Below are 12,270 nucleotides of genomic sequence, written 5' to 3'. Positions count from 1 at the left end.
AATGCACTACGGGTTATTGTTTTAACTGGAGTGCTAAGTTAGTTTAGTTGCTATTTGCGCTCCATGTTATCTATGCCGGATATGGTATCGGTAATATGAAAGAAATCAAAATCAGCCCAGCCGCCAATCGTCTTCGTGGCGTAATTAAACAATGCAAAACGGTAGCCAATAAACTGGGGGATTGTATAAGCCATTTTAAGCGGCGTGCCTAGCTTATTCCAACTTTTTCCGTCCAAACTATAATAAAAATAAGCGATGTCTTTTCGATCAGCAAAGTCACATTCGGCCTTTAAATAAACCGTGCTTTGTGTGAGCGGGATGGTTTGCGCCTCAACCGGTTTACCTGTTGAAGCATTGATCATGACGATAGACCTATTGCCTCCGGCAAGCCTTACACCAATTTGGCCATAGTTCTTTTGTAACAAGCCCAGGCCGGCAAAATCACCGTCTTTAAGGCTCGAGACATCGATCAGCACACTGCCTGCACATACCGGGCCTATGGTGCGCTGGGTCAAAGAATTCCGGGCAACCAGCAAGTTGCTATCGAGCCTTCCAGTGGCCAGGCGCAAATATCCTTTTCTTTTACTAACCGACCACAGTTCATCATCCGGGTTATGGTTCCACTGCCAAACCAGCGGTAGAGGCCGCTCACCCTTTTTACGGTTGAAGTCATCAGATGCCACTATACCCGGTATCAAACCTTTTCCAACGGGCAAATCCAAGGTGCCTGGTACTTTACCGTCTAAGCCCAGTACCGGCCAGCCATCCTCCCATTTTACCGGAACCAGATAAGGGATACGCCCTACGGCGCCATTGTCTTTAAAAAGGTAGGCAAACCATTTACCTTCCGGCGTGCTGATTAGCCCGCCCTGGGCAACCCCTTTGTCCTGGAGTGCCACCCGGCCTTCGTATGGCCCGGTGATATGATCGGCCCGGTGTATGATAACCGTGCGCATACCGCCTCTGGGCCAGGTGATGTTGAAGAGGTAATATTTGCCGTTCACCTTAAAAAGTTGGGATCCTTCGGCACCCAGGCCACCATTGCTGTTTGAGGGAGCGCTGGCGTTCTCTATCAGTACCTTATCCACTCCCCCGGCTTTAACACCCGTTATATCGTCATTTAATTCGGTCAGCCGCAGCTTACTGCTGCCATAAACCATATAGGCCTTACCATCATCGTCAAAAAACAAAGAATGATCATGCAGTGAAGGTTTAAATGACACGCTTTTCCAGGGACCTTTTTCAATATCTTTTGTAGAATAGATATAGGTTTTCCCGGTGGTCTGCGCAAAGGTACTAACATAGTAGACGCCATTGTGGTACCGGATGCTGCTTGCCCACGAGCCGCGCCCGTAAGTGCTTTTGCCATTCTTGAGGTTAAGTTCATCAACATTAGCCAACGTATCGTAAGCGTAGTTTATAATGCGCCAGTTAACCAGGTCTTTAGACTTCATGATCGGAACACCAGGACTCATATGCATGGTGGTGCTGCTCATGTAATAGGTATCCCCTACGCGGATCATTGCCATGTCGGGCACATCGGCGTAAATAACCGGGTTTTGGGCCGTGGGCTGGTTCTGGGCCGAAGCGGCACCAAATGCCAGCAAAGCCACAAATGTTAAACAACGGAGTATAAAGATTTTCATAAGACGGTCAATCTGGTATATTTTATATTTGTGAACAATAAAAAAAAATCACTCACTCTATTTCGTATTTTGCTTTTTGTATACTTCATCCGTCCCGTCGTAACGCAGGTATTTAAATGATGCGCTATTATGGCTCGTCATCCCCGAAGAAGTAGCATATAAGCCGAAGAAACAGCCGATAAATCCACCTGCTTCGTGTGTGCTCAAAAACTTGCCGTCCAGTTTGTCTTTTAATAAAACCCAATGGCCCGGTTCGCTTGCATAAGAGCAACTGTAATATTCGCCTTCTGCAGCTATCCGCAGCCCAACGGCTTGACCTTCTTTGGCAACCGGTGCTTCGGCCAACAACTCCATAGTTTGACCATCGCCTGTACTTTTGAATAATTGCAGAACATGCTTTCCGCCGGATACCGATTTCCCAATAAAATAGAAATGCTTTTCGTCCTGAAAAATAACAAGCCCGGCCTTTTCATTTTCTTTTTCAGGTATAAAGGTAAGCTCGGTTTCAGCAGTACACAAGAGATGCTGTTGGCGTTTCCCGATAAACGAAGGATTGCCGTATCCCATACAAGTTTCGGGCTTGAGTTTCAGCCAGAGGCCCGAAGTTTTATTAACCGAAAAGGAACTGCTATCGCAGCTTCTTAAAAATACCAATGAGGGGTCAAGCACACTGTTAAAGTTAAGGGTGTAACCGAAGTTCCCGCTTTGCGGAATTGAATTTTTCAGTTTAACCTCTTTATAATCAGCAAGATAATCGTATTTAACTTCGGCGTTACCGGCGTTAATCACAGGCCAGTCGTTTTCCCATTGAACCGGCGCGATAAAGGTTTCCCTGCCGGTATTATAATAATCACCGGTATAAGGCCTTACACCCAAAAATACCGCATAGGTCTTCCGGTCAGGGCCTTCAACCAATTGGGCATGCCCCGTTGATGTCACCGGATATTTCCGGTCTTCCGGCAGATCTCTCTGGGTAAGGATCGGGTTTTTTTCGTAGGGGAGATAAGGCCCCCAAACCGATTTGCTTCGGAATACCACTTCAGAATGATTTACCGAAGTACCACCTTCGGCAGCGTAAAGATAATACCAATCGTTTCTTTTCAACAGGTGCGGCCCCTCTATCCAGACCGGCTTTTTGCTGATGTCAACACCCCCATTAACCACTATCTTTTCTTCGCCAATAGTCGTCAGGTTCTCAATGTCAAATTCGAACATTTTAATGGTCCGGTGTCCCTGGTACAAAGGCTTATAATCAGGCGGATCACTGTTGTAAACAACATAGGCTTTGCCGCCGTCAAAGAATATAGACGGATCTATGCCCCTCACCTTTGGCAGCCATACAGGGTCACTCCAGGGGCCTGCCGGGTTTCGGGCCGTAACAACGAAATTACCCTTATTATCGATATTGGTACAGGTAACATAAAATGTACCCTTGTAATAACTGATGCCCGGAGCAAACAGCCCCCTGGTCATACGTTCGCCAATGAAATCCATCTGAGACTTCCGGCTGATGATATTGGCCAGTTGTTCCCAGTTTTTTAAATCCTTGCTATGAAACAAGGGTAATCCCGGAAAATATGAAAAAGTAGAATTAACCAGATAGTAATCAGCCCCAACCTTAACAATACTCGGGTCGGGGTAAAAACCGCTGAGTATCGGGTTTACCAGATGGATAGGCTGGGCAGCCGCATTTCTAAAAAGACAGCCCAGCAACAGGATCATTAAAACAGTGGTTTTTATTTTCATAGCTCTATATCATTCAATTATCGGCGTTGGTTACTACCGCGCCAGCAGTGTATAATTTTTTCCGGGTTCCGTTAGCATATCGTATAAAATGGTAGCATCAAGCTTCAGGGGCACTACAGGGGCAGCCGGGGAAATAACCGGAGCCGGAACGGGGTTGAGCTGATAGAAAGGATTGTTATTTGTACCTTTCGCGTCTTTCAGCACTCCGGAAATGGCTTTTAATGCGTTTGGCACCCGCAAACGCAGGTTACCGCCCAGTTTAGACCTGATGGTAACCTTGGTGAGTTTCCCTTCTTTCCAGTTCATGTCAATAATTTCGAAACCGCCAATAGCCCGCAGGCCGCCTACAGAGCCTTCCTCGCGCCAGGCGTCGGGCAGGGCGGGCAACAAGAAAACGGCACCATCCGCACTTTGCATCAACATCTCGGCAATGCCCGATGTACATCCAAAATTTCCATCAATCTGAAAAGGCGGATGTGCATCAAAGAGATTATTATAGGTTCCCCCTCCCCCCTTGTTAACCCCAAGCGGCGTCAGCTGATTGCGGATCAGCTTATAAGCATGGTTACCGTCCAGCATTCTGGCCCACCAATTAACCTTCCAGCCCATACTCCAACCCGTAGATACGTCGCCACGCTGCAAAAGGGTAGTCCCTGCCGCCTGGAAAAGCCCGGGTGTACGATAGGCCGAGATCTGGTTGGAGGGAAACAGGCCGTATAAATGAGAAATATGCCGGTGGCTATCTTTAGGGTCGTCAATATCGTCCAACCATTCCTGGAGCTGCCCATACTTGCCGATATGCATCGGGGACAGCCTAGCCCGCATCCTTTTCAATGTATCGGCAAACAACCTGTCTGTATCAAGCATTTCCGCGGCTCTGATTACCGTGCTGAAGCTGTCAAAAATAATCTGGTTGCTCATGGTTGTTCCTGCATCAAGCGAAGAACCCTGATGCGCCCTGGGCGCGTTCTCAGGTGACATATCGGGATTCATCACGAGCCAGTGACGGGCGGGGTCTTCAACAAGTACATCCGCGTAAAACATAGCGGAACCTTTCAATATCCCATAAACCGATCTCAGGTAATTTTTATCGCCGCTGTAGAGAAAATGTTCCCATAGATGCTGACTTGTCCAGCCACCGCCCTGGTTCCAGATACCCCAGAACGCGCCGTCAACCGCGCCCGTTGCCCGCCATATATCCGTGTTATGATGCGCCATCCAGCCCCTGGCCCCGTACATGGTTTTCGCAGTTTGTTTTCCCGATTCGGCCAGTTCCTTTACCATCTGCAGAAAGGGCTCATGTAATTCAGCCAGATTGGTTTTTTCAGCCGGCCAATAATTCATTTCAGCATTAATGTTGATGGTATATTTACTGTCCCAGGCAGGATAAAGTTTGTTGTTCCAGATACCCTGCAGGTTAGCGGGTTGGCCGCCGGGCTGGGAGCACGAAATCAGCAGGTAACGGCCATACTGAAAATAAAGTGCCGCAAACTGTGGATCGTTTCCTGTGCTGAAGTTTTTCAGTCTTTCGTCCGTCGGCTTGTCGGACGTTACGTTTCCGCCCAGACTAAAGTACACCCGGTTAAAATATCGCTGATAAGCTTCGATGTGTGCTTTTTTTAATTGCTGATAAGTTTTGCCCCCAGCTTTATTGAGATCGGTTTCGGCCCTGAGGTTTTCATTTCCGCCTAAATTGTGGTAGTTATCAAAATTAGTTGCCAAAGCAATCAAAATGGTTACCTCATTGGCATCCCTTACAATGATAGAGGTGTCGTTCCGGCTAATCATTCCGCCGTTGGGTTTAAAATCAATTAAACCTTTATAACGCACCATACCTTTCACCCCTTCGTGGTCGATAGTTGTCCCGCCGAATGTAAGCTTGCCCGTCTCCCCCGTTGCGACGGCAACGCCCGTCTGCGGGGAAGAGTAATACCCCGTAAAAGAAATACTGTGCGGCCGGCTGGCGGTTAAATGCATCACGATTACACGATCAGACAGGGAGGCAAAAACTTCCCTTTTGAAAGTAACCCCGTTTACCACATAAGACGTTACCGTGACCGCATTTTTAAGATCAAGGTCTCTGTAGTAAGCTGTATATTGCTCCTGCTCTTTAAAAGCCAGGTGCAGCTCACCTGCGGGTTCAAACATCTGTCCCTGAGATTTTTTACTGATAATGACATTATTTGCTAACTGCTCGGCCTGTTTTTGCTTACCTTCAAAAATAAGCTTTCTCATCGCCGCAAGTGAGTCTAGGGCCAAAGGATTATCGTTCCGGTTGGGGCCACCGCTCCAAAGGGTATGTTCGTTCAGTTGTACCGTTTCCAGGCCAACGTTTCCGTAAACCATTGCGCCTAGCCTGCCATTGCCTATGGGCAAGGCATTTTCCCAAATCTTGCCCGCTGGCTGCTTATACCATAGTTTTAAATCCGTTGCATCTTGTGTACTGCTTTGTGCCCAAACATTGCTTACGCTGATGATGGCAAGCAAAAAAACGATGCTAACCGTAACACGAAGCACTGTGCTGATATATGGCACAACGGCTTGCTTTATATTCTGTTGTAAATTCATGGTGACAGGAAACAGATAAGTTAATATTCAATCACTTGTTCGGTCCATGTTGGGCCCTTAATGCCAAATACCCCGTCCTTATACGTTACGGGCTCAATGCCCATTTGCGTTGTTTTTTCCCAAGGCTGTAAAACCTGGCTGTAAGGATAGGGCCGCTTTTCATACATCAGGTAGTGACAGCTGCTCCACAACTTCCCGTCCGGGCCTTCAAACAGGGCATTGTGCCCGGTTTCGCAGTAAGGGTCCTCAGAATCCTGGAATTTCAGATCAGCATATCCTCCCTCAATAGCCAATTCGGGACGGAAGCCTTTTTTACGGCAGCCAAAAATGGGCTCGGGCGAGGCCAGTACCCAAGGCCCCAGCGGAGATTTAGATTTGAGTAAGCCAACTTCGTAGCCCCTGGTCCAGGTTGAAAAAAACATAAAATAGTAACCATCGCGTTTAACCACAAAAGGGCCCTCTATCCCTCCTACCATCCATTCCGGGTATCCAGGTTGCCTTTTATCCAGAAACTTTTGCACCGTACCAATCAATTTTCCGTTTTGCAGGTCTATCTTGGCCTGAAACAATCCGTTCCCACTACAATAAAGATAGGTTTGGCCATCTTCATCTTCAAAAAGCGTAGCGTCATTATTGTACTGCGGCGTAAGCGGCCCGTTAACCAGCTTATAGGGCCCGGTAACCTGGTCGGCAACGAATAGCCAGATACTGTGTGACTTCATACCCTTAGGGTCTTCCCTGGTCACCTTCCCGCTGTTTACCGTTAGCCAGAACTTCTTTTTGATGAGGTGAATCTCGGGCGCCCAAAAACGGCCATTGTAAGGGCAATCCGCAGGAAGTTTGCTCGCATCAATCAACCAGGCATCCTGTTTCCAGTGGATCAGATCATCTGATTCCAGCATCCGGACACCGGGGTTATACCCCGTCCAAACGGGATTGGATGTGCCGGTGCAATACCATTTATTGCCTACCTTGATAATAAAATGGTCTCGCATGGAAATAGACGTATCCCGGGTGATAGGATTAGTATATCGGAAAGTATGGCCGGATGCTGCATTTGCCGGATTGGTAGCGGGGCTTTTAACCTGTGCCAGGCAAGCAGAAGAGGCGAGCAGGAAATATGCGGCCAGTTTGAAGATGCGACTCATAAAGTATATTTTAAATTTTTTCTTTTTTGTAGGGACTTTCTTCCATTTTGAGATGTGTCGGTTCGTAGCCACCGGCATCAACAACGATTTTCTGGATCACCACCCCGGGATCCAAAGGTTGTATCTGAAGCAGATGAACCCCGTCATTCACTACCGGCAGTTCAAGTACTTTAACCGATTCTATAATTCTGGCAGCACCCGAGGGATACATCCGGGTATAATTATTTTTCCAGATTAGATCCTCGTTGATATTCCACACAGTTTCCTTCGCGCCGTCAAATGCTGCGGAAACGCGCTGTCCTCCCTTTTTGAAAGGAAGCGTGCAAGTGAAAAATATCCGCAATGTAACATGGTTTGACTGAGAACTGAGCTTCATTTTATAAAGCAGAGCTGAATGATCGGTGGTAGCAGTATAAGGCAATAAGGCCATTCCCGAAAGCGTCCGTCCCAGTTCGGGGATTATCACCCACTGCGCCTGTGCATTGGCTCGGGCCTCAAAATAATGTTCAGCTTCCATCGCAACTACGCCATTTTTCTCTGTAAAAACAAAAGAACCCGGTTTCACTTCGTCGGGTTTAACCCTAAACACTTTAGGCATACTATTGCCGCCTTTCGGCTCATCCCACGATCTGTATCCAATATGGGTCTGATCCATCAGATGGTTCCATTTACCACCTGCTACATTCAAATTATAGTCCTTTGATAGTTCGGCATCTCGCTTAAAACAATATTCGGCATGGTCTGCCCAGTAATTTGCCTTCAGGTCTTTATCAGCGGTAAGCTTGCCGTTCATGGCAACAGCGTAGTAAAGGTCGTACAGGTTTGCCATAGCCCTTACCGGATGCATTACCAATTCCATATAAGCATCTTTATACCGCGGTGACAGCTCCAGATATTGCCTCAAGGCTCTTGTTTCAAGCGCAAGATAGGCATCTCTTACCTTCAAAAATTCCCCACTCTCCAGGTTATAGGTTCTGCTGTCCAGCATTTCAGCGGTCACCCGACTATTAAATTTGCAATAGGTGCTGAGGATATCAGCAGCTTCGGATGCCTGGGCTGCACCAAATTGCTGAGCGCAAAACCGGGCCGCGTATTCACCTAGATTATTCTGATTAAATGATTTAGGATTCCAGGCCATATTGAGGAAAAAATCCATCGGATATTCATTGGGTTTCAGGTCGCCCACGTTCAAAATCCATATTTTGTCCACACCGTAATCATAAGTCAGCTGCAACTGCTCCCACATATGGGGTATCTGTGTCATATTCAACCATTGATAAGCCCTGGGCGCGCCGTGCAGGTCTACATGATAATACATGCCGTAACCGCCCTTGCGTTTCTTGGAAGCAAGCTCCGGAAGCCGCCTCACGTCACCCCAGTTATCATCGCAGAGCAGAATAGTCATATCATCAGGCACTTTCATCCCCTGGTCAAAATATTCCAGCACCTCGCTGTACAGAGCCCAAATCTGCGGCGTCTGATCAGCCGGCTTATGCGTAACTCCTTCAATAATTTTGCGCTGGTCGGCCATAATATTTTCGAGCACAGTAAAGTTCTGCTGCGCGCTTCCGGCATCCGGCATAGGCAAATCCCCGTCACCGCGCATCCCCATCGTCAAAATGCTTTCATAGTTTTTATTTCGTTCCAGCCCCTGTTTCCAAAAGTCCTGGACACCCTGTTTATTACTAACATAATTCCACTCACCATTACCAAACTCGTTGTGATGTATGGTCCATTCGCGCTGAGCTCTCAACATTGGCTCATGATGAGAGGTCCCCATAACAATGCCGTATTCATCGGCTAAGCGCGGGTTCTCAGGATCGTCTTCGTTGAACGCGCTTGACCACATGGCCGGCCACAGATAATTGGCCCTTAAACGCAGCAACAGCTCAAACATGCGGGTATATACTTTGCTGTTCCGGCCGCCATATTTTGCCTGGGTCCAGCCGGTAAAGCAAGGAGCCTCGTCATTGATAAAGATTCCCCGGTAACGTACCTTAGGTTCACCTGAGCTGTAACGACCGGAGATTACATAGGCGGCAGTCCGCTTTTGGATCGGCACGTCGGCCCACCAGTACCATGGTGATACGCCCAGCTGACGAGATAACTCATAAATCCCATAGATTGTGCCTCGCTTATCGCTGCCGGCAATCACGAGGCATTTTTTATTTTTATTGCTTATCCCGGGTATGGTACTTATAACGAAACTTTCCCATTTTCCTTTGAGGTCCTGCGTAGCGAGCTTTTTTGCAGAAACAAGCTCGTCTATTAGCTTACTGTGGCCCAAGGTACCGATGATGATCTCGTCAATATCGCTCGGTTTATTGTTTATAATCGCCAGTTTTACCCCAGTAACACTGTCAATATCGTTCCTCAGATCCCCGATAGCCCGTATAACGCCTTTATAGTCATTGTCGTCATAGCGAATGCCTGCAGCAACTTGATCAATACCAACTATCGGAAAATCCCGCTCAGACAAGGGCTTTGCTGAAATGAGATCTTCTCCCAATCCACCAATCTGCTGTGCTGCGCTCTGCAGGCTAAGTAAACTTAAGATACAACAAAAACTTAATCCTGCCAGAAATTTTAAACTACGCTGTTTAGCATTCATTTTAAATTGACGTTTATACTATCGCAGATCATTTTAGAATTGCGTATTAGTGAGAAAAGAAAAAGCTTAATTATTTGCCTGCCCGAATCAGCCTCAGGTAGTAAACCGGCCCTGGCCTAAAGTTATCTGGCGCCTTGAATTGAATTTTCACATGGTCGGCCCTTTTGATCATCGCATCCGGAATCTGGTATATGATATCGAACAGGTCGGCCTGCCCCTTACGAAAAGGCACTCCCGTGCTTTCGAGTTTAACATCATCCACGTAAATCTCATAGTTTTGCTTCCGGCGATCAGGCCCTTCATAGCCAACAACCAGCGATAAGTTTTTTTCTCCGTTTGTTGCCAGATCATAACTAAAGCTACCGCCATCAGATGTTTCCCTGAAAACCTGATCATGTGCAACACCGGTTCTGGACCGGGTGTCCAGCATATGGTGGTCAACCTCGGGCTGTTGTTCACCGGCTTTAACAAAATCCACCGTCCGGTTTTGTAAATCCAGGTCTTCTTTTTCCCTGAGTGCCAAAGAGTCCAGGTAGCTGCGATACTGCTTGTTGGTTAATGTCATCCAGTACATCATATACCGGCTTTCGTGTATCCTGTAAAAAGGTTCCAACTTAACATCAGCCGGATTAATCAGCTTCCATTGTGAAACACTGAAACTCAGCGGCTGATCCTTGATTCCGGTTAGTGCGGCGGCTATATGGTCCGGATTGTCATCGATTATGATCGGAGCCTTGTCAAGCGGAAGTTTCTTTCCGCTTGGGATATGCCCCCACCTGCTGTCATTGGCGTTAAGCCCTTTAAGATCCTCAGTACCTGTTTTTGCGCCAAGCAGGATCGGGCCGTGCATAATGGCAACATAATTAGGTACATGGGGCAAATGTACTATTGTATTGTGCATCTGGAAGGTAACCTGTACCACATCCCCCTTTTTCCATTGGCGGGTGATCTGGGCGTAAGAGGATGGATGAGATGCCGAAGCGGCGGTCTTGCCATTAACCAAAATGCGAAACTCTCCGTCGGCCGCCCAGGCAGGGTGCCTCACCAATAAGGTAAAATTAGACGAGCCGTCAACAATTTCCAGAGTGATGCCTTCCTGGTCGGGGAACCGGGTCTCCTGACGGATCCTGATCCCTTTTTCGCGCCAGTTCAGTTCAGAGGCTGCAAAGAGATTAACATACAAAGAATCGTGCTGATGGGTATAAATCATCTCATTGTATTTGCCATGGTTTTCCATCCCGCTCCCTACGCAGCACCACATGGCCTCGTTAGGCGTGGAATACACCTTATAACTGCGGGGCCGCACCGGTGTAAAATAAACGTATCCGCCGGTATTGGGATTTTGCGTAGACAGGATATGGTTATACACCGTTTTCTCATAATAATCCATATAACGTGCCAAAGGCTCCTCTCTAAAAAGATCCTCGGTAAGCTTCAGCATATTATAAGAATTACAGGATTCTGGTCCCTCTACATCGGTGAGAAAATCGCGGTTCGAGGCAGCGCTCGGAAAAAACTCTCTTCTGCTGTTTCCGCCGAAAGCCAGAGTTCGGTTTTGAGTTACAGTTTCCCAAAAAAACTTGCCGGCTCTATCGAACTTTTCATCGTGAGATAATTCTCCGATCCTGGCAAAGCCAATAGCTTTAGGTACCTGAGTGTTGGCATGTTTATTATCCAGATTATCGATGCCGTTTGACATGGGGTCGAGCAACATATGATGTGAAAAGCGCTTAGCGGCCTGAAGATACTTTGCTTCATGTGTCATCTGATAAGCATCCGCAAGCACTTCGTTCATCCCGCCCTGCTCGGTGTCAAGCATGGATTGCATCTCAACATCTGTGAGGCCTGAAGTAATTCCTATCGCCCAATCGCAGAATTTTAAAAAAATATTTTTCGCCTTCTCGTTCCCGGTGTACAACCAGGCGTCGCGCAGGCCCGCGTACATTTTATGAACATTATACCAGGGCACCCAAGCTGTCTTAAAAGCCGTAAAATTCCTGCTTTTTAACTGCGACCAAATTTGTTGGCTATTCGGTACGCCGCCTGCATAGCCAATTCCCCAATCCGGATGAATCAAAGCATTATTATTCTGGCAGGCCTCAAGCTCAGCTAACATATAGTATAAACGCTTTTTGCACGCCTCATCTTTTGTAGCAGCATAATTCATGGCCAATGCCGAAAGATAGTGTCCACCTATATGGCCGTCCAACCCGTCCCAGTTTTTGTAGCTTTGTGCTTTCGGAGTAAGCCCTGCTTCTTTAAGATAAGGCGCAAGTAAACGATCGACATCGTAGGCCAGTAAACTTTTAATGTTAAGGTCCCTCGCCTTTTTGAAAGGCCCGTCGAGCAAGGTCACGTCGGAAAGCGGGAACTCGTTACGGTACAATTTATCCTGGGCAAATACGTGCTCACCGCAAAAAAAACTTAACATCCATACGCCGGCGAATACTGCGGCGGTAAAATTATATTTTTTCAATTCGTGCATTTTTATGGCAGATCTTATCTGTAAATGGTAAAGTTCAGTTCTTTTCAGTGCTGCGGCTGATAGGTT

Annotated in this window: 6 protein-coding genes; all 6 read right to left on the bottom strand. The window is 47.3% G+C overall.

The features are described 5' to 3' along the window. Nucleotides 1-50: 50 nt before the first annotated feature. The 6 genes from BDD43_RS09535 to BDD43_RS09510 all read right to left on the bottom strand — a co-directional run bounded on the left by BDD43_RS09535 (nt 51) and on the right by BDD43_RS09510 (nt 12,204). The gene (locus BDD43_RS09535) at nt 51-1,646 is read right to left on the bottom strand and encodes a glycoside hydrolase family 43 protein (protein ID WP_121197462.1); all 1,596 of its coding nucleotides are present in this window, start codon (nt 1,644-1,646) and stop codon (nt 51-53) included. Between the two features lie 57 nt (nt 1,647-1,703). Next, nucleotides 1,704-3,392, bottom strand: coding sequence for a glycoside hydrolase family 43 protein (locus BDD43_RS09530; protein ID WP_121197461.1), 1,689 nt, complete (start codon nt 3,390-3,392; stop codon nt 1,704-1,706). 33 nt (nt 3,393-3,425) lie between these two features. Continuing rightward, entirely contained in the window at nt 3,426-5,960 is a 2,535-nt protein-coding gene (locus BDD43_RS09525) for a glycoside hydrolase family 95 protein (protein ID WP_121197460.1), read from the bottom strand. Nucleotides 5,961-5,980: 20 nt separating this feature from the next. Then, the gene (locus BDD43_RS09520) at nt 5,981-7,108 is read right to left on the bottom strand and encodes a glycoside hydrolase family 43 protein (protein WP_162847015.1); all 1,128 of its coding nucleotides are present in this window, start codon (nt 7,106-7,108) and stop codon (nt 5,981-5,983) included. A gap of 10 nt (nt 7,109-7,118) precedes the next feature. After that, nucleotides 7,119-9,719, bottom strand: a complete 2,601-nt coding sequence (locus BDD43_RS09515) for a glycosyl hydrolase 115 family protein (protein ID WP_121197458.1) — start codon at nt 9,717-9,719, stop codon at nt 7,119-7,121. 70 nt (nt 9,720-9,789) lie between these two features. Next, a complete protein-coding gene (locus tag BDD43_RS09510) occupies nt 9,790-12,204 on the bottom strand; it encodes a glycoside hydrolase family 127 protein (protein WP_211339668.1) in 2,415 nt (804 codons plus the stop codon). Nucleotides 12,205-12,270: the final 66 nt, after the last annotated feature.

Source organism: Mucilaginibacter gracilis (assembly GCF_003633615.1).
GTDB lineage: Bacteria > Bacteroidota > Bacteroidia > Sphingobacteriales > Sphingobacteriaceae > Mucilaginibacter > Mucilaginibacter gracilis.
This window is presented reverse-complemented; position numbering and strand designations above follow the sequence as displayed.